Origin of the sequence: Phyllobacterium sp. SL163 (assembly GCF_049896885.1) — a bacterium.
GTDB classification, from domain to species: domain Bacteria; phylum Pseudomonadota; class Alphaproteobacteria; order Rhizobiales; family Rhizobiaceae; genus Phyllobacterium; species Phyllobacterium calauticae.
On record NZ_JAFCVE010000003.1, the window covers coordinates 312865 to 330590 of the forward strand.

General features: G+C 58.8%; 14 protein-coding genes and 1 tRNA gene. 8 read left to right on the forward strand and 7 right to left on the reverse strand.

From position 1 onward, the window contains the following. Nucleotides 1–50 precede the first annotated feature (50 nt). Complete coding sequence (locus ACP7B1_RS08365) at nucleotides 51–995, reverse strand: AEC family transporter (RefSeq protein ID WP_346307020.1); 945 nt, start codon at nucleotides 993–995, stop codon at nucleotides 51–53. Between the two features lie 103 nt (nucleotides 996–1098). On the opposite strand from ACP7B1_RS08365, the gene hspQ reads away from it, so the two are divergent. Continuing rightward, nucleotides 1099–1437, forward strand: a complete 339-nt coding sequence (hspQ, locus tag ACP7B1_RS08370; RefSeq protein WP_346307019.1) for a heat shock protein HspQ — start codon at nucleotides 1099–1101, stop codon at nucleotides 1435–1437. Nucleotides 1438–1495: 58 nt separating this feature from the next. Here hspQ and ACP7B1_RS08375 read toward each other — a convergent pair whose 3' ends face one another. Beyond that, nucleotides 1496–2116: an invasion associated locus B family protein gene (locus ACP7B1_RS08375; protein ID WP_223613314.1), complete on the reverse strand. Its 621-nt coding sequence runs from the start codon at nucleotides 2114–2116 to the stop codon at nucleotides 1496–1498. A 595-nt stretch (nucleotides 2117–2711) separates the two neighbouring features. On the opposite strand from ACP7B1_RS08375, the gene ACP7B1_RS08380 reads away from it, so the two are divergent. Together ACP7B1_RS08380 and ACP7B1_RS08385 are read left to right on the forward strand one after the other, a co-directional pair. Further along, a complete protein-coding gene (locus ACP7B1_RS08380; protein WP_346307047.1) occupies nucleotides 2712–4490 on the forward strand; it encodes an extracellular solute-binding protein in 1779 nt (592 codons plus the stop codon). 10 nt (nucleotides 4491–4500) lie between these two features. After that, nucleotides 4501–5166: a DsbA family oxidoreductase gene (locus ACP7B1_RS08385; RefSeq protein ID WP_105733124.1), complete on the forward strand. Its 666-nt coding sequence runs from the start codon at nucleotides 4501–4503 to the stop codon at nucleotides 5164–5166. A gap of 26 nt (nucleotides 5167–5192) precedes the next feature. On the opposite strand, the gene mfd is transcribed toward ACP7B1_RS08385, so the two are convergent. Both mfd and ACP7B1_RS08395 read right to left on the reverse strand, forming a co-directional pair. Next, complete coding sequence (mfd, locus tag ACP7B1_RS08390; RefSeq protein ID WP_346307018.1) at nucleotides 5193–8690, reverse strand: transcription-repair coupling factor; 3498 nt, start codon at nucleotides 8688–8690, stop codon at nucleotides 5193–5195. Nucleotides 8691–8696: 6 nt separating this feature from the next. Continuing rightward, nucleotides 8697–8984, reverse strand: a complete 288-nt coding sequence (locus ACP7B1_RS08395) for a succinate dehydrogenase assembly factor 2 (RefSeq protein WP_346307017.1) — start codon at nucleotides 8982–8984, stop codon at nucleotides 8697–8699. A 130-nt stretch (nucleotides 8985–9114) separates the two neighbouring features. On the opposite strand from ACP7B1_RS08395, the gene recG reads away from it, so the two are divergent. After that, complete coding sequence (gene recG, locus ACP7B1_RS08400) at nucleotides 9115–11223, forward strand: ATP-dependent DNA helicase RecG (RefSeq protein ID WP_426136872.1); 2109 nt, start codon at nucleotides 9115–9117, stop codon at nucleotides 11221–11223. 1 nt (nucleotide 11224) lies between these two features. Here recG and glmS read toward each other — a convergent pair whose 3' ends face one another. The 3 genes from glmS to ACP7B1_RS08415 all read right to left on the reverse strand — a co-directional run bounded on the left by glmS (nucleotide 11225) and on the right by ACP7B1_RS08415 (nucleotide 15359). Beyond that, on the reverse strand, nucleotides 11225–13048 hold the full coding sequence (gene glmS / locus ACP7B1_RS08405; protein WP_223613310.1) for a glutamine--fructose-6-phosphate transaminase (isomerizing): 1824 nt from the start codon (nucleotides 13046–13048) through the stop codon (nucleotides 11225–11227). Nucleotides 13049–13154: 106 nt separating this feature from the next. Further along, a complete protein-coding gene (gene glmU, locus ACP7B1_RS08410) occupies nucleotides 13155–14519 on the reverse strand; it encodes a bifunctional UDP-N-acetylglucosamine diphosphorylase/glucosamine-1-phosphate N-acetyltransferase GlmU (protein ID WP_346305534.1) in 1365 nt (454 codons plus the stop codon). A gap of 93 nt (nucleotides 14520–14612) precedes the next feature. Next, a complete protein-coding gene (locus tag ACP7B1_RS08415; RefSeq protein WP_403174586.1) occupies nucleotides 14613–15359 on the reverse strand; it encodes a cytochrome c biogenesis CcdA family protein in 747 nt (248 codons plus the stop codon). A gap of 291 nt (nucleotides 15360–15650) precedes the next feature. On the opposite strand from ACP7B1_RS08415, the gene ACP7B1_RS08420 reads away from it, so the two are divergent. The 4 genes from ACP7B1_RS08420 to ACP7B1_RS08435 all read left to right on the forward strand — a co-directional run bounded on the left by ACP7B1_RS08420 (nucleotide 15651) and on the right by ACP7B1_RS08435 (nucleotide 17713). Beyond that, nucleotides 15651–15726, forward strand: a tRNA-Lys gene (locus ACP7B1_RS08420). 147 nt (nucleotides 15727–15873) lie between these two features. Further along, nucleotides 15874–16344 carry a hypothetical protein gene (locus tag ACP7B1_RS08425; RefSeq protein WP_223613308.1) on the forward strand — a complete coding sequence of 157 codons (471 nt, stop codon included), beginning with the start codon at nucleotides 15874–15876 and terminating at the stop codon, nucleotides 16342–16344. Nucleotides 16345–16523: 179 nt separating this feature from the next. Then, nucleotides 16524–16985: a GNAT family N-acetyltransferase gene (locus ACP7B1_RS08430; protein WP_223613307.1), complete on the forward strand. Its 462-nt coding sequence runs from the start codon at nucleotides 16524–16526 to the stop codon at nucleotides 16983–16985. Between the two features lie 236 nt (nucleotides 16986–17221). Beyond that, nucleotides 17222–17713 carry a histidine kinase gene (locus ACP7B1_RS08435; RefSeq protein WP_223613306.1) on the forward strand — a complete coding sequence of 164 codons (492 nt, stop codon included), beginning with the start codon at nucleotides 17222–17224 and terminating at the stop codon, nucleotides 17711–17713. Nucleotides 17714–17726: the final 13 nt, after the last annotated feature.

Consider the following 17726-nt stretch of genomic DNA (forward strand, 5'->3'; position numbering starts at 1 on the left):
CGGCAACACGGCCACGGCCCGACCGTTCGCCGGGTGACTGCAGTTCCTTATCAGGGAATGAGGCCGTGCGTCATCACGTAAAGCCACAGGGTCAGGGTCACGACTGAAAACAGCGTGGTTGCCAGGATGCTGCTCGAAGCCCGTTCGACCCAGACCCCATATTGCTGGGCAATGACAAAAACATTGGTTGCCGTCGGGAGCGCCGCCAGCAGCATGGCGGTGTACACCCAGACCGGCGGGAAATCGCCAGCAAGGTGAAGGATGCCGTAGATAAGCAATGGCTGGAAAACCAGCTTGATCGGGACAATCAGATAGAGTTCCGGCGGCACCCGCTTCAGGGGGCGCAAGGCAAGGGTGACGCCCATGGCAAAGAGCGCACAGGGTGCGGCGGCCTTGGCCAGCAGATCAATGAGCTTGTCGATGGACGCAGGCGGTTCGAACCCGGTGACAGCGGCGGCGACGCCCAGAATGGTTGCGATGATGAAGGGGTGCAGGAAGATCTTCTTGAGCACACTGACCGCCAGTTCATGCGGGCGGCGCTTGTCTTTGCCGGACAACGCCATCATGAGGGGCGCCATGACAAAATGCAGCGTGTTGTCAAAACAGAAGATCAGGGCAACCGGTACGGCAGCGGGTGCGCCGAAAGCCATGATGGCCAATCCCGGCCCCATATAACCGATATTGCCATAGGCGGCGGCGAGGCCCTGAATGGTGCTTTCGTCTATTTTGCGCGTTCTGAAAAAAGCAAAGCCGAACATCACCAGAAAAACACAAAGTGTTGATGCGGTGCAGCCGATAATAAAGGCCCACTGAGTCAGCTCAGCGACAGGTGTCTTTGAAAGGATCTGGAAAAACAGTGCCGGCAACGCCACATAGACAATGAAAACGTTCATCCATCCCAACGCTTCCAACGGCTGACGACTGATGCGGGCAACCAGGAATCCCAGAAAGATCAGGCCGAAAAATGGGAGAACGAGATTGAAAACGCTGAGCATGACGAGCTTTGACTGTTGGGAACGCGACCGGAAATGGCAGGACGCCATCGATGCTCGCACGATTTGATGGAGACAGGTATGTCTCTGATATCTATAATGAATGATGATGATGAAACAAATACGCCACGCAAAATTTCAGATCGGGCAGGTTGTAAGCCACCGGATATTCGCTTTTCGCGGCGTAATTTTCGATGTCGATCCTGAATTCAACAACACCGAAGAATGGTATCAAGCCATTCCCGAAGATATCCGGCCAAGCCGCGACCAGCCCTTTTACCATCTCTTTGCCGAGAACGCCGACAGCGAGTATGTGGCCTATGTCTCCGAGCAGAACCTTGTCGCCGATACATCCGGCGTTCCCCTGCGGCATCCGCAGATCAAGGACATGTTCGACAAGCCGCTAAACGGTGTCTACCGGGTCAAAAGTCCGCATATCAACTGAGAAACCCCACAATAAAAAAGGGACGCCAAAGCGTCCCTTTTCCGTGTCGATGGTTCGATCAGTTTCCGGCCTTGGCCTTCGCCTGCTCGGCCTTCATCTTGTCTTCGAATTCCTTCTGGCGCTTCTGGACTTCTTCCTGAAGCGTCTTCTGGCGATCTTCGATTTCCGACTGCTGCAGGCCGGGGCCGTCAAACGCCTGGCTGAAACCAGTCAGCGCAACGGTGATCGGATTTGGCTTGTTCTGGAAGTTGACCGAAGTCAGCGTCAGCTGATTGCCCTTCTTGAAGGCAGCGACGAGTTCATCCGACATGGCGACTTCCGAAATGCAGCGATCCGGGAAGCAGATGGCGAAATCGATCTTCTGGGTCTTGCCGCCATTGATCTGCAGTCCAACGCCTGGACCGATCAGACGGCCGGTCGGCACGGAAACCTGGAAAATCTTGCGATTGACCTTGCCCTTGATTTCGATGAGGTTGACGGCAGTCAGAAGCTGGCCGCTATCGGCGGTCACGATGTTCTGCGTGTTGCAGATGTCGTTTTCTTCCTGCTTGGAGCAAACCTTGAACCAACCCTGCGGCGTTCTCTGCTGCTGGGCTGATGCTGGTACTGCCGCGGCGGCGAGTAATGCAATTGCACCCGCGATGGATGCGGTTGCAGCGAATGTCTTCGGGTTGGACATGGTCAACTGGTTCCTTTCAGCGCACTTATCCGAAGTGTAACTTGATCACTTAGAATTGCTTTCTCTGGATTGGTTACCAAATGAGGCAACAGAGTGACCCTTCGTCTCGAACGCCGTGTTACACTGCATGTTAATGCAAATCCAGACTACTTTTAGGGTCAAGACCCATTAACATGATCGAAATGGCGCCTGAAACGGCAAGAAGATGCCGCGCATGTTCCGGTCCGGCCTCAGGCCGGGCCGAAAGGCGCATGCGCAAGTCGATATTTGGAGCATGGTCTTGCCCGAAAAGTCGAACAACTTTTCGGGACCATGCTCTGAGAGACGCGAAGGGCGGGGTCTTTCCCCCGGGCCAAGCGGCTCGACACAGCAGCTTGCAGCCGTTTCGGCGTCCGCAGGATGTGGTCCATTTCGACCAGATTAATGGGTCTTGACCCTAGCTCTGTTGTCATTTCAGGAAGATGATTACCCCTTTGGCCGCAGAATCGTCATGAGATGGTAATCTCGTGGGCGAATCAAAGGAAAATCCCGCCAAAGGGACCATAAGGTTGAGACAATGCTGAAGAAAAGTTTCCAGATTCTGGCCCTGCTGACCATGACTTGTTCGATGACAAGCGCGGTTCTTGCCGAGCCAAAACATGGAATCGCCATGCGCGGCGAGCCTGCCCTGCCCGCTGATTACCCCTATTTCCCCTATGTGAATCCCGATGCGCCCAAGGGTGGCTCGATAACCTATGGCGTGGTCGGCACATTCGACAGTCTCAATCCCTTTCTGATCAAGAGCATGCGCACCTATGCGCGTGGCACGTTCGGCGATGCCGAATTTGGAAATCTGGTCTACGAAACGCTGATGCAGCGCAGCGCCGACGAGCCGTTCACCATGTATGGCTTGCTGGCGGAAAAGGTGGAGACCAACGAGGAACGCACATTCGTTGAATTCACGCTGAATCCGAAAGCCAAATGGTCCGATGGCCAGCCCGTCACGCCGGATGACGTGATCTTCACCTTCAATCTCCTGACGGAGAAAGGGCGCCCGCCCTTCAACACGCGGACGAAACTGATCTCGAAGATCGAACAGGTCGGCGAGCACGGCGTGCGCATCACGTTCAATGATCAGGCCAACCGGGAATTCCCCCTCATTCTCGCGCTGATGCCGGTTTTGCCGAAGCATGCCATCGATGCTGACAATTTTGACCGGTCGCCGCTTGCCATCCCGGTTGGCAGCGGGCCCTATGTGGTGTCGCAGGTGCAGCCGGGGCAGCGTATCGTCTTCAAGCGCGATCCCAATTACTGGGCGGCGGATTTGCCGAGCCGGCGCGGCTTCAACAATTACGACGTGATCACGGTCGAATATTTCCGCAATCTGCAGGCGCAGTTCGAAGCATTCAAGAAGGGTGTTTTTGACGTGTTCATGGAAGGTGACCCCAACAAGTGGGCTTCTTCCTACGGCTTTCCCGCCTTCAATGACGGGCGCGTCGTCAAAAAGACGTTTGAGACCCATTCGCCCGCCAATGTCTATGGGTTTGTCTTCAATACCCGCCGCGACGAGTTCAAGGACAGATATGTCCGCGAGGCGCTCGCCCTGATGTTCGATTTCGAGTGGACCAACCGCAACCTCTATGCCGGACGCTATCAGCGCCTGGCCAGCTATTGGCAGGGCTCGGAATTGTCGGCGCTCGGAAAGCCCGCCGATGCAACCGAACGCGCCATTCTTGCCCCGTACCCCGACGCGGTTCTTCCCGAAGTCATGGATGGCACCTACACGCCGGCCACGACGGACGGCTCGGGCCGCGACCGCAAGGAAATGAAACGCGCCTACGATCTGCTGGTCAGTCGCGGTTACGCGATCAAGGACGAGCAGATGCTCGACCCGAACGGCAATCCGCTGAGTTTCGAAATTTTGACCCGTTCCGTGGCCGAGGAACGGCTGGGTATCGCCTACAAGCGCACACTGGAGCGCCTGGGTATCGCAGTCACGATCCGCACGGTCGATGACGCGCAGTATCAGAAACGCCTGCAAACCTTTGATTATGATGTGATTCTTGGCGCCTATTCCGGGTCCCTCTCGCCGGGATATGAACAATATGCCCGCTGGGGCAGCCAATCGAAGAACATCGAGGGCAGCTTCAACTATGCCGGCGTTGCCGACCCGGTTGTCGACGCGCTGATTGACAAGATGCTTGCCGTCCACGGCCAGGCGGAATTTGTCAGCATCGTGCGCGCCCTCGACAGAGTGCTGATCTCCGGCCATTATATGGTGCCAATTTACTACCAGCCCGAGCAATGGATTGCCTATTGGGCGCATCTGCAACACCCGGACAAGACATCTCTCAACGGCTACCAGCTTCAGACGTGGTGGTCTGACAAACGATAGGTTGAACATCATGACCGAAAAGAAATTTACCATCGACGTTGTGTCGGATGTTGTCTGCCCCTGGTGCTTTGTCGGCCGCAAGCGGCTGGAAAGCGCCCTCGCCCTCAATCCCGATCTGGACGTGACGGTCAACTGGCGTCCGTTTCAGCTGGACCCGACGCTTCCGAAACAGGGCAAGGACCGCAACCGCTACATGACTGAGAAATTCGGCAGCTCGGACCGGATTTTTGAAGTGCATCAGCAATTGATCGAGCTCGGCAAGGAAGAAGGCATCGAGTTCGACTTCGAGGCCATCGAGATTGCCCCCAATACACTGGACGCGCATCGCCTGATCCGCTGGGCCTCGCAGGCCGGTCCCGATATCCAGGACAAGATCGTCGGCATTCTCTTTTCCTATTATTTTGAACAGGGAAAGAACATCGGCGATCATCAGGTGCTGATCGAGGCGGCTGAAGAAGGTGGCATGGACAGCGCCATCGTCGCCAGCCTGCTGCCGACCGATGCGGACAGCGTCGGCGTGCGCCAGGAAATCGACACCGCCAACCAGATCGGCGTGCGCGGTGTGCCCTGCTTCATCCTGGATCAGAAATATGCAGTCATGGGCGCACAGTCCGCCGACGCGCTGGCCGATGCCATCCGCCAGACAGCCGACGGTTTCGAACCCCGCCCGACCTGATATGAAGCGCCGGTGGAGGCTGGCCGCTACGCTGCGGCCAGTTTCGCCAGCTGGGTCATCACGACGGCCGCGCCATTCAGGCGCTTTTCCGCCGTTGGCCAATCGCGTACGAACACGATGCTCTGGTCCGGGCGGATTTTCGCCATCGAGCCCTGCTCGCCGATCATCTTCACCAATGCCGCCGGATTGCTGAACGTCTTGTTGCGGAACTGGATGACGATGCCCTTCGGCCCGGCATCGAGCTTGTCGACATTGGCACGGCGGCACAGCGCCTTGATGTAGACAATCTTGAGAAGATGCTGCACTTCATCCGGCAAGGGTCCGAACCGGTCGATCAGCTCGGCGCCAAAGCCGTCAATATCCTGCAGTTCCTCCAGATCGGCGAGACGGCGATACAGCCCCAGCCGCAATTGCAGGTCCGGCACGTAGGTTTCCGGAATCATCACCGCCGTACCGACCGCAATCTGCGGCGACCAGTGACCATCCTCGACCTCGCCCGTGCCCTTGATCTCCGCGACCGCCTCTTCCAGCATCTGCTGGTAGAGTTCGAAGCCGACTTCCTTGATATGGCCGGACTGTTCTTCGCCGAGCAGATTGCCCGCACCGCGAATATCCATGTCGTGGCTCGCCAGCTGGAAACCGGCGCCGAGCGTATCGAGCGATTGCAGCACTTTCAGCCGCCGGTCGGCCATCTGCGTCAGCATCTTGTTGGCGGGCAGCGTGAACAGGGCAAAAGCGCGCTGCTTCGACCGGCCGACACGGCCGCGCAACTGGTAGAGCTGGGCAAGACCGAACATGTCGGCGCGGTGGATGATCAGCGTGTTGGCCGTCGGAATATCGAGGCCCGATTCCACGATTGTCGTCGACAACAGCACATCATACTGCCCGTCATAGAAGGCATTCATGATGTCATCGAGCTCACCGGGCGGCATCTGCCCGTGCGCGACGGCAACTTTCAGCTCCGGCACCTGCGAATCCAGAAATTCCTTGATCTCGTTGAGGTCCGAAATGCGCGGGCAGACATAGAAGCTCTGACCGCCGCGATAACGCTCGCGCAGCAATGTTTCGCGGATAACCAGCGGATCGAATGGTGAGACGAACGTGCGTACGGCCATGCGGTCGACCGGTGGCGTGGTGATGAGCGACAATTCGCGAACGCCGGTCAGCGCCAGCTGCAATGTGCGCGGGATCGGCGTTGCCGACAGGGTCAGCACGTGGACGTCGGATTTGAGATCCTTCAGCCGTTCCTTGTGCTTGACGCCGAAATGCTGCTCTTCATCGATGATCAGAAGACCGAGATTCTTGAACTTGATGCCCTGCCCGAGCAAGGCATGGGTGCCGACCACAATATCGACCTGTCCTTCGGCAATACCCTTCTTGTTCTCGGCCAGTTCCTTGGCGCCCACCAGCCGCGACGCCTGCGCCACATTGACCGGCAATCCCTGGAAGCGCGTTGAAAAGGTCTTGTAATGCTGGCGCGACAACAGCGTGGTTGGCACGACCACGGCCACCTGAACCCCGTTGAGCGCCGCGACGAAGGCGGCACGCAGGGCAACTTCCGTCTTGCCGAAGCCCACATCGCCGCAAATCAGCCGGTCCATCGGCTTGCCAAGCGAAAGATCATCGATGACGGCCTCAATGGCCCGGTCCTGATCTTCCGTCTCCTCATAGGGGAAACGCGCGGCAAACTCGCCATAAAGCCCATCGGGCGGCGTAAGCACGGGCGCGCCGCGCATCTGCCGCTCGGCGGCGATGCGGATGAGATGACCGGCAATCTCCAGCAGGCGTTTCTTCAGCTTGGCCTTGCGCGCCTGCCAGGCCCCACCGCCCAGCTTGTCGAGCACCGCCGTCGAGCTCTCCGAGCCGAACCGGGACAGGAGTTCGATGTTTTCAACCGGAAGGAACAGACGGTCATCGCCCGCATAGTGGATTTCCAGGCAATCATGCGGCGCACCGGCCGCCGTGATCGTCCGCAGGCCGACAAATCGGCCGATACCATGGTCGACGTGCACGACAATATCGCCGGCATTCAGCGCCGCCACTTCGCTGATGAAATCCTGATCGCGCTTGCGGCGCTTGGAACGGCGAATGAGCCGGTCGCCCAGAATATCCTGTTCGGCGACGACAACGAGATCGCCCGCGTCGAAACCGGTTTCCAGCGACAGGATGCCCGCCGTGATCTTGTCGCGCGCCAGCGCCTTGACCGTGCGCAGGTCTTCGACCAGTTCGATCTTTTCCAGCCCGTGCTCGTTCAGAACCTGGATGAGCCGGTCACGCGAACCCTCACTCCATGCGGCCAGCAGCACTTTTTTGCCGGCGGCCCGCTCATCGGCGATATGCTTGACCACACTGTCAAACACATTGGCGTCCTTGGCCGTGCGTTCCTCGACAAAGGTACGCCCGCGATGCGCGCCGGCGTGAATGACGGAGCGGCCGGTCGCGAACGGCGCATCGAACGGCGAGAAGTCGACCCGCATGCCCGAGGCCACCGCCGCAGCTTCCACCTCCGCCGGTGTCAGGTAGAGCGAGCCCGGCTCGACGGGCTTGTAGGGCACCGCCTCGCCCGGTTCCGTGCCATCCGACTGCTTCTTGCGCGCCTCATAGTGATCGACCACCATCTTGTGGCGTTCAGCCATCGCCTCATGCGCCAGATGGTCGAAGATGACGGGCATGCGGCCCGCATGGTCGAAGACGGTTTCCATGCGCTCGTAGAACAGCGGCAGCCAGTGCTCCATGCCGGCAAAGCGGCGGCCTTCCGATATCGCCTGATACAGCGCGTCATCGCGCGACGGCGCCCCGAATTTCTGCACATAGTGCGAGCGGAACCGGCTGATCGTCTCCGGCGAGAGCGTGATTTCGCTCATCGGCTGCATGGAGAATTCGGTTTTCTGGCTGGATGTGCGCTGTGATGCGGCATCGAATGTGCGGATGGATTCCAGCGTGTCCCCGAAGAAATCAAGCCGCAGCGGCTCTTCGGCGCCGGGCACGAACAGGTCGAGAATGCCGCCGCGCACGGCATACTCGCCCACATCCCGAACTGTTGAAACGCGCTCAAACCCATTGTTTTCAAGACGTTGAACAAGCGCGCTCATGTCAATTCTGTTGCCGGGCTTCGCGAGAAAGAGCTGTTCGGCCAGGACTTTACGCGGTGGCAGCTTTTGCAGCACCGCATTGGCAGTCGCAAGGATAACGCCGGGGTGTTTCTGATCGCGCAGCGCCGCAAGGCCGGCCAGCGCCGCCAGGCGCCGCGCCGCCGTGTCCGAACCGGGTGACACGCGGTCATAGGGCAGGCAGTCCCAGGCGGGCAGTTGCAGCACCGGCAGATCGGGCTGAACGAAGCCCAGCACCTGTTCGATGTCGGCAACGCGCTGACCATCGCTGGCGATGAACAGCACGGGACCGCCCGCTCCCGCCTCGGCGACCACCTTGGCAAGCGCAAATGCTTCATATCCGTCGACCACACCATCAATGACGACGTGTCCGTTGATATCCGGTTTCAGTCCGAGTTTGGAAAAGGCATTCATGTCGAATCAGAATTTCATAGCGTTGCGGGAAGCCAGAATCCTGTGAAAGATCGGCGTATCGAATTCTTCGGGAACCTCGGCTTCCCCGGTAACCCATTTCAGCAGGTCGCGGTCGAGCGCTTCCATCAGCGCTTCATACTGGTCGAGTTCCGCCTCCGTCAGGCTTTCGATGTGCGCATCGGCAAACTGCCCGAGAATCAGATCCATCTCGCGCATGCCGCGATGCCAGGAACGGAAGAGGATTTTGCGCTGTCTTGGCGGCAGATCAACTGTTGAACGACTGCTTCCGGTCATGGACAGTCTCCCTTGAAATATCGTGAAAAGGCTTCGATGGGCGGGAAGCCAAAGGATTGCGGCTGGGTATAGCGCGCATTGGCGCCGCTGTCAGCCTTGCAACACGCTTTGAAGACGTTAAACCTAGGGAATGCGTCCTTCACTGCTCGATCCCCTTTTTGCTTCCGTTCGCTCGCTGCCCGGCATCGGGCCGAAAGTGACTGATCTGCTTGCCACGCTGCTGGGAACGCAGCCACCCGGAACCGAACCGCGCGTCGGCAATCTGGTCTACCTGCCGCCCAACAGTGTCATCGACCGGCGCAATCGTCCCGGCATCGCCCATGCACCGGAAGGCGCCATCGTCACGCTGGAACTGCGTGTCGACCGCCATCAGCCGGCACCAAGCGGGCGAAGCAACGTGCCGCACCGGGTTTTTGCCCATGACGATACGGGAGAAATAGGGCTTGTTTTCTTTCATGCCAAAAAGGCGTGGCTTGAAAACGCTCTGCCCGTGGGTGAAACCGTCATCGTCTCCGGCCGCATGGAATGGTTCAACGGCCGTCCGACCATGGTTCACCCCGACCATATCGCCAGCATCGCCGATGCAGCGTCGTTGCCGCTGGTCGAACCGGTTTATCCGCTGACGGCGGGCCTGTCGCCCAAGGTCCTTGCACGCGGCATACACGAAGCGCTGGCACGCACACCGGAAATGCCTGAGTGGATCGAAGCGCCCGTGCTGGCAAAACACGCGTTTCCCGCGCACCGGCAGGCGCTTGAAACGATTCATCGGCCGCAGGACCCTTCCGATATCGCGCTGGATCATCCCGCGCGCCAGCGGCTTGCCTATGACGAGTTTCTGGCAGGTCAGCTGGCTCTCGCGCTCGTGCGCCTGAAAACCCGCCGGCTGTCCGGCCGCAAGCTGGAGGGCGACGGCAGCCTGAAAGCCAGAGTCATCGCGGCCTTGCCCTATGATCTGACGGGCAGCCAGCAGCAGGCGATCAAGGAAATTATCGCCGATCTGCGCCAGCCGGAACGGATGCTCAGACTGCTGCAGGGTGACGTGGGATCCGGTAAAACCATCGTCGGCCTTCTGGCCATGGCGCACGCCGCCGAATCCGGCGGACAATCCGCGCTGATGGTGCCCACGGAAGTTCTGGCCCGGCAGCACTATGCCACCATTGCGCCGCTTGCGGCCAAGGCGGGCCTGCGGACAGCCCTGTTGACCGGCCGGGAAAAGGGCCGCGAGCGTGAAGACATTCTTGACGGCCTGCGTTCTGGCGCTATCCACATCGTCATCGGCACGCATGCGCTCTTTCAGGAAAAGGTGAACTACCACGACCTTGTCTTTGTAATCATTGATGAACAACATCGGTTCGGTGTCCACCAACGATTGCTGCTTCAATCCAAAGGATCTGCACCGGATATGCTGGTCATGACAGCGACGCCCATTCCGCGCACGCTGGTTCTGACCGCTTTCGGCGATATGGATGTGTCGAAACTGACAGAAAAACCCGCCGGGCGCCGACCAATTACCACTGCCATCCTGCCGATGGAGCGCTTGAGCGAATTGGTCGACCGCATGCGCCGCGCCATCGCCGACGGGCAGAAAATCTACTGGATCTGCCCGCTGGTCGAGGAATCGGAGCTGGTCGACCTGGTTTCAGCCGAAGAGCGTTTCCAGTCGCTGCAGCCCTTGCTGGGCAATCAGATCGGCCTTGTCCATGGCCGCATGACCGGGCCAGAAAAAGACGCCGCCATGCTGGCCTTCAAGAATGGCGAGACACGCCTGCTGATTGCAACCACAGTCATCGAAGTGGGCGTGGATGTGCCCGATGCAACAATCATCGTGATCGAGCATGCCGAGCGGTTCGGTCTTGCCCAGCTGCATCAGCTGCGCGGGCGTGTCGGGCGCGGTGACAAGCCATCGACCTGCCTGCTGCTCTACAAGGGCCCGCTCGGCGAAGTGGCCCGGGCGCGCCTGGAAATCATGCGCGAGACGGAAGACGGTTTCCGCATTGCCGAGGAAGACCTGAAGCTGCGCGGCGAAGGCGAATTGCTGGGCACCCGCCAATCCGGCACGCCGGGCTTTCGCCTCGCCAGCATCGAGGCGCATCAGGAGCTTCTCGAAATCGCCAGAAAGGATGCGCGCTATATTCTCGGGCGTGATCCGGAACTGCAGAGCGCGCGCGGTGAAGCCTTGCGCGTCCTGCTCTATCTCTTCGAGCGCGATGAAGCCGTCCGGCTGCTTCGCGCCGGATGAACTATTCCACCGTGACCGATTTTGCCAGATTGCGCGGCTGATCCACGTCCGTTCCCATGAACACCGCCGTGTAGTAAGCCAGCATCTGGATCGGCAGCGCATAGATGATCGGCGTGATGATTTCGGGCATATCCGGCAGAATGACCGTATGCATGGTTTTCAGCGTGCTTGCCGCCGCGCCGCGCTCATCGGTGATCAGGATGATCTTGCCGCCGCGCGCCGCCACTTCCTGCATGTTCGATACGGTCTTTTCAAACCAGTGATCATAGGGGGCAATGACGATGACCGGCATGGATTCATCGATCAGCGCGATCGGGCCATGTTTCAACTCGCCCGCGGCATACCCCTCCGCATGAATATAGGAAATTTCCTTCAACTTCAGCGCGCCTTCCAGCGCCAGCGGGAAACTCGTGCCACGGCCGAGATAAAGCGCATGCTTCACCTGCGAGAGATCGCGGCTGATCGCCTCCATCTGCTGCTCGAGCTTCAGGGCCTGTGTCGCATAGCGCGGAATTTCGGAGAGTTCATGCACCAGACGGCGCTCGTCTTCTTCCGAAATGGTCCCGCGCATCTTGCCGGCAATAACCGCAAGCGACGCGAGTACCGACAACTGGCAGGTGAACGCCTTGGTGGAGGCAACGCCGACTTCCGGACCGGCCAAGGTCGGGAAAATGGTGTCCGACTCGCGCGCCATGGTCGATTCCCGCACATTGACCACAGAACTGATGGTCAATCCCTGCTGCTTGCAGTAGCGCAGCGACGCCAGCGTATCGGCGGTTTCGCCGGACTGGGAGACAAACAGCGCAAGGCTGTCCTTGGACAAGGGCATTTCACGATAGCGGAATTCCGAGGCCACATCGATATCGACGGGAAGCCGAGCGATCTGCTCAAACCAGTATTTGCCGATCAGTCCGGCATAGTAAGCCGTTCCGCAGGCGGAGGCTGCAATCCGGTCGACCCTGGCAAAATCGACGGGTGCCGCATCGCTGCGGATAATGCCCTTGGAAAAATCGAGATAATTGGCCAGCGTATGGGAGATGACTTCGGGCTGTTCATGGATTTCCTTTTCCATGAAGTGCCGGTGATTGCCTTTGCTGACGAGGAACGCCGTACCGGCTGATTTTTCGATGCGGCGCTGCACGGTTGCGCCGGCCTCGTCATAGATCACCACACCCTTGCGCGTCAGCACGGCCCAGTCGCCGTCCTCCAGATAGGACAGGCGGTCGGTGAACGGGGCAAGCGCAATGGCATCCGAGCCCAGATACATCTCGCCGTCGCCATAACCGACCGCAAGCGGCGGACCGTTGCGGGCCGCGATCAGCAGGTCGTCTTCGCCCTTGAACATAATGGCAATGGCAAAGGCACCGCGCAGCTGCGGCAAAGTCTGGCGAACGGCTTCAACCGGAGCAAGACCGCGATCCAGCGCACGTGTCACCAGGTGCGCGACCGTCTCCGTATCGGTTTCGGTCTCGAAGACGTAGCCGTCTTTTTCCAGCATGCTGCGCAGTTCGGCAAAATTCTCGATAATGCCGTTGTGAATGACCGCAAGACGCGGCGTGGTATGCGGGTGCGCATTGCGCACCGTCGGCGCGCCATGCGTGGCCCAGCGGGTGTGGCCGATGCCGATGGTTCCGGAAAGCGGCTGGTCCTTCAGCAGCGTATCGAGATTGACGAGCTTGCCTTCGGCGCGCCGCCGGTCGAGGACACCCTCGTCCAGCGTTGCAACACCGGCGGAATCATAGCCGCGATATTCCAAGCGTTTCAACGCGTCCACCAGTAAAGGCGCAACCTGCTCGCGTCCGATAATTCCTACAATACCGCACATAAAAAGCTCCGATGGCTCAGGGTCTCGATTTCAACCTGCCTAGAGGGAATCCGTACCGGCAGGAAGTCAAATTCCGTTTCAATGTCTGGCATGAACTGCCAATGCGTTATTCCGCGGCCTTCTTGGCCTTTTTCTGCGCGGCATAGCCTGCGCGCAGCTGAACCGCCCGGCCTTCCTTGTTGACCTGATGCGCCCGGCCGAACGCCAGCGCATCCGCCGGGACATTCTGCGTAATCACGCTGCCCGAAGCGACATAGGCATTGTCGCCCACCGAAACCGGCGCAACCAGCGACGTATTGGAGCCGATAAAAGCACCGACCCCGATCTCCGTCAAAGCCTTGTTGTAGCCGTCATAATTGCAGGTGATCGTTCCGGCACCAATATTGGCATCGGCACCGACCGTGGCATCACCGAGATAGGTCAAATGGCTGACCTTTGCGCCGACGCCGATCCTGGTGTTCTTGACCTCGACGAAATTTCCAACCTTGGCATTGGCAGCAAGATCGGCGCCCGGACGCAGCCGGGCGAACGGGCCGACATTGGCACCCGGCCCCACCTTCGCCCGTTCCAGATGGGAAAAGGCGTGAATGACGGCGCCTGTCGCAACCGACACCCCCAAACCGAAGACAATATGCGGTTCCAGCACCGCATCGGCTTCAATCAACGTGTCGTGGGCAAAAAACACGGTCTCCGGCGCCTGCATACTAACGCCAGCGAGCATCATTGCCCGCCGCTTGCGGTTCTGCCAGATGGCTTCGGCTTCCGCCAGCTCGACGCGGGTGTTGATGCCGATGACATTGTCGACGGCAATATCGATGGCAACGACGGATTTTCCCAGTGCATTGCCGATTTCAACCACGTCCGTCAGATAATATTCGCCCTTGGCATTGGCATTGGTGACCTTGTCCAGGAGCTGCAGGGCACTGTCGCCGTGCAAGGCCATCAGGCCGCCATTGCAGAAACCGATTTTTTTCTCGTCTTCGCTGGCATCCTTGTCTTCGCGGATGGCGATCAGCTTGCCGCCCTTTTCGATCAGCCGGCCATACCCCGCCGGATTGTCCGGCCGGAAGCCCATGACAACGACATCGGCACCCCTGGCCAATTTGGCCCGTGCCCGATCCAAGGCGGCAGTTTCAATGAGGGGCGTATCGCCGAACACCACAAGGATATCGTCATAGCCGCGCGCGATCGCATCGCGGGCAGCGAGAACCGCGTGGGCGGTGCCGAGCCGTTCAGTCTGTTCGTGCACCGTGACATGGGAAACCACCGATTGCACCGCGTCACGCACCGCATCGGCGCCGCGGCCGACAACCAGGGCGATATCGCTGCCCCCGGCGCTGTGAACCGCCTTTGCCACATGCGCTACGATGGGCAGACCGGCGATCGGATGAAGCACTTTCGGCAGCGCTGATTTCATGCGCGTGCCCTCACCGGCGGCAAGAATGACCGAGAGGCAGGTACGTGATGTCATTGTCAGAATTCCGGATCCGTTTTGGCTCGACACAGTTTTACGCCCGATCGTGGCATAATCCCGGTTGCCAATGCATGAACAAGTTCCGCTTCTTTAGCCGAGTTGGCCAAGGATGGGAAATGTTTCAAGCAGCCAGAAAGAGAATGTCTGCAATCCGCCGGTCAGGAACAACACGCCGGTGATGACCAGCAGCCCGCCCATCACCTTTTCCACCTTGCCGAGATGCATGCGGAAGCGCGTGAGGAACCGCATGAAGTAGCCGGAAAACAGGGCGGCAATGATAAAGGGAATGCCGAGGCCCAGCGAATAGATGGCAAGCAGCAGTGCCCCATCGGAAACCGTATCGCGGCCGCCCGCAAGGGCGAGGATTGGCCCGAGAACCGGCCCGATGCAGGGCGTCCAGCCGAAGGCGAAGGCCAGTCCCATGACATAGGCTGCCAGCGGGTTTGCCGGCTTGCCCCTGGTCTGGAACCGCGCTTCGCGCGACAGGAAGGCAAGGCGGAACACGCCAAGGAAATTCAGCCCCATCAGGATGATGACGACACCGGCGGCAATGGCGATCTCCTGCTGCCACATGCGCAGCAGCCCGCCAATCGTCGAGGCGCCCGCCCCCAGCAGCACGAAAACAGTCGAAAACCCGAGAACGAAACAGAAGGATGAAAGCAACAGCGCCTGCCGCACCGGTGAAACGCGGGCAGCAGGCTGATCGGAACGGAAATCCTCCACCGTCACGCCGGCCATGTAGCAGAGATAAGGCGGCACCAGCGGCAATACACAGGGAGATAAGAACGACAGCGCACCGGCACCGGCAGCGGTCAGATAGGATACATCAAGCGCCATATGCGCTCCTCGTTTGGCATTTCAATTCTGATGGAAGCTGCCATAGGCCGAATCCCCTACAAATTCCAATCACCTTTTCGCCAGTTCGGCACACGGATGCGCTGTGATTGTCGCCACCGGCAGCGCTAACCCCGCGTAAAATGCCTCCGATGCCCGGAAAAACCGTGGACAGGGCAAAAGCAGGGCTTAATCTTGCAAAAACAGTGCAGAATAGCTGTTGACCAATGCCGATGTCATCCCTATGTTCCGCCGCAATTCCCAAGGGGTAGCGCAAGCGCCTTCCCTGCGTGGGAGCGCGTAGCTCAGCCGGTAGAGCAACTGACTTTTAATCAGTAGGTCCGGGGTTCGAACCCCCGCGCGCTCACCATCAGCTCAACCATTCACATCTGCCAATCGCCAATCGGCCGTCCAAGCGCCCGACAGGGACAGTCGTGGGCCTATACCCGTCGATCAGACCGCAGTAAGATTGGGCCGGAACCGTCAACAAGCGGTGCCGTGGGGACCAAAACAAAAAATGAACGGAAACATCAAGGACAAGAACAGAGCCCTGATCCGGCTCGTCTACGAAAAAACACGCAGCGACGGGCCGCAATCCATGGCCCCCTTGCTTGACAGCGATTTCGTGGCCCGCATCGGCGACAGCGTGCCATGGGGCGGCGTTTACACCGGCCCGGAACACTATCTGAGCACATGCGTGCGCCAGTATTCGCTCTACCTCGAACCGACATCCGTCGTCTATGAAACCCTGAATTGCCAGGATGACGAAGTACACGCACTCGTTCATCTCAAGATGCATGAAGGCGATGCGACGGTACCATTTCTCCACACCTGGACGATTCGCGGTGAAAAGCTCATCCATCTCAATTCCGTCTGCCTGCAGCCGGCTCTCCTGTCCGGCTCCCTCCTGTCGATCCGCAGGAGGCGGCCAAAACGTCTGAAACTCTACGAACGCCTGATGACGATCAAGCGGCGTCAGAATATATGAGGGCGAGAGCAGGCTGTTCTGGCCAAGATCAATAAAACCATCGCCGGTACGCGTGCCTGCCCCGCGCGCCGGCAACACCAAAAATATCTGAAATACCCATTGTCCCCGGGCCGTTTCGTGTTTTAGCTTCCTTCCAGCCGACCGCCCCCACACTTTCCCCGAGAATGCAGGATGAACACATGACCAACGATCTTCTCGTTCGCCCCGTTACCCGTCAGGATTATGACCAGTGGCTGCCACTTTGGGATGGTTACAATGCGTTTTACGGACGGTCGGGCCCGACAGCGCTGGCGGCGGACATCACCCGCACAACGTGGGAGCGATTCTTCGATGCCTATGAGCCGGTCAATGCCCTTGTTGCGGAGAGCGGCGGACAGCTCCTGGGGCTGACGCACTACATCTTTCACCGCAGCACCATTTCGATTGCACCAAACTGCTATCTGCAAGACCTGTTCACCAACGAGGCGGCACGGGGAAAGGGCGTCGGCAGAGCCCTGATCAACGGCGTTTACGAACGGGCGCAGCTTGCAGGGTCCCCTCGTGTTTATTGGCTCACCCACGAGACCAATCACACCGCCATGGAACTCTACAACAAAGTGGCGGACCATTCCGGCTTTGTAGTTTATCGAAAGATGTTTTGAACGCTCCGCTTCTTCTGAAGATCAATATTCAATCTCAGGGGTGATATTTAACATACGCAGAAATAAATTTTTTGTTCTTGGTGAAAATTACCAGGAATTACCATTGTTATTGTTCATATATATGCAATAATCCGCAGATATACTTCTAATATACCTAGAAAACCTGAAAGAAAAAAGCGAATTGGGAATAGTCCGCAATTCGCAATGCTCTGCGTTACAACCCAAGGGGAATTCATATGAAGAAAATTTTGCTGGCGACCATGATCGCACTGGCGCCTGCTGCAGCGCCCGCCGCGACCCTCACATTTCCGAGCGAGGCGCCGGTTGCGTCGATCACCATCCCGAATAGCTGGGGACCCAAGGAAACCGAAGGTGGGATCGACGCCACATCCGATGATTCGGCCATCTATCTCTCCGTCGATGTGGCCGATGCCAAAACATCCGACAAGGTGATCAGTGATGCCATCGATTTTCTGACGGAAAACGGCGTGAAGATCGATGACTCCACCAAGAAGACCTCAACGGACCAGATCAACGGAATGGACATGACCAATCTGGACTGGAGCGGCACGGACAAGGAAGGCGCCGTGAACATCGGATTGTCATTTGCCGCGCCCACACCGGACAAGCTCCTTGTCATCACCTATTGGGGTTCCAAGGGCACACAGGAAAAACACGCCCCCGAACTCCTGGCAATCATCGGTTCGCTCAAGCCGGCCGCGAAATAACATATCCCAAGAC

Coding starts and splice junctions, on each gene's coding strand:
- ACP7B1_RS08365 (WP_346307020.1), bottom strand. CDS start 995: ATGCTCAGCGTTTTCAATCTCGTTCTCCCATTTTTCGGCCTGATCTTT.
- hspQ (WP_346307019.1), top strand. CDS start 1,099: ATGATGATGAAACAAATACGCCACGCAAAATTTCAGATCGGGCAGGTT.
- ACP7B1_RS08375 (WP_223613314.1), bottom strand. CDS start 2,116: ATGTCCAACCCGAAGACATTCGCTGCAACCGCATCCATCGCGGGTGCA.
- ACP7B1_RS08380 (WP_346307047.1), top strand. CDS start 2,712: ATGACTTGTTCGATGACAAGCGCGGTTCTTGCCGAGCCAAAACATGGA.
- ACP7B1_RS08385 (WP_105733124.1), top strand. CDS start 4,501: ATGACCGAAAAGAAATTTACCATCGACGTTGTGTCGGATGTTGTCTGC.
- mfd (WP_346307018.1), bottom strand. CDS start 8,690: ATGAATGCCTTTTCCAAACTCGGACTGAAACCGGATATCAACGGACAC.
- ACP7B1_RS08395 (WP_346307017.1), bottom strand. CDS start 8,984: ATGACCGGAAGCAGTCGTTCAACAGTTGATCTGCCGCCAAGACAGCGC.
- recG (WP_426136872.1), top strand. CDS start 9,115: ATGCGTCCTTCACTGCTCGATCCCCTTTTTGCTTCCGTTCGCTCGCTG.
- glmS (WP_223613310.1), bottom strand. CDS start 13,048: ATGTGCGGTATTGTAGGAATTATCGGACGCGAGCAGGTTGCGCCTTTA.
- glmU (WP_346305534.1), bottom strand. CDS start 14,519: ATGACATCACGTACCTGCCTCTCGGTCATTCTTGCCGCCGGTGAGGGC.
- ACP7B1_RS08415 (WP_403174586.1), bottom strand. CDS start 15,359: ATGGCGCTTGATGTATCCTATCTGACCGCTGCCGGTGCCGGTGCGCTG.
- ACP7B1_RS08425 (WP_223613308.1), top strand. CDS start 15,874: ATGAACGGAAACATCAAGGACAAGAACAGAGCCCTGATCCGGCTCGTC.
- ACP7B1_RS08430 (WP_223613307.1), top strand. CDS start 16,524: ATGACCAACGATCTTCTCGTTCGCCCCGTTACCCGTCAGGATTATGAC.
- ACP7B1_RS08435 (WP_223613306.1), top strand. CDS start 17,222: ATGAAGAAAATTTTGCTGGCGACCATGATCGCACTGGCGCCTGCTGCA.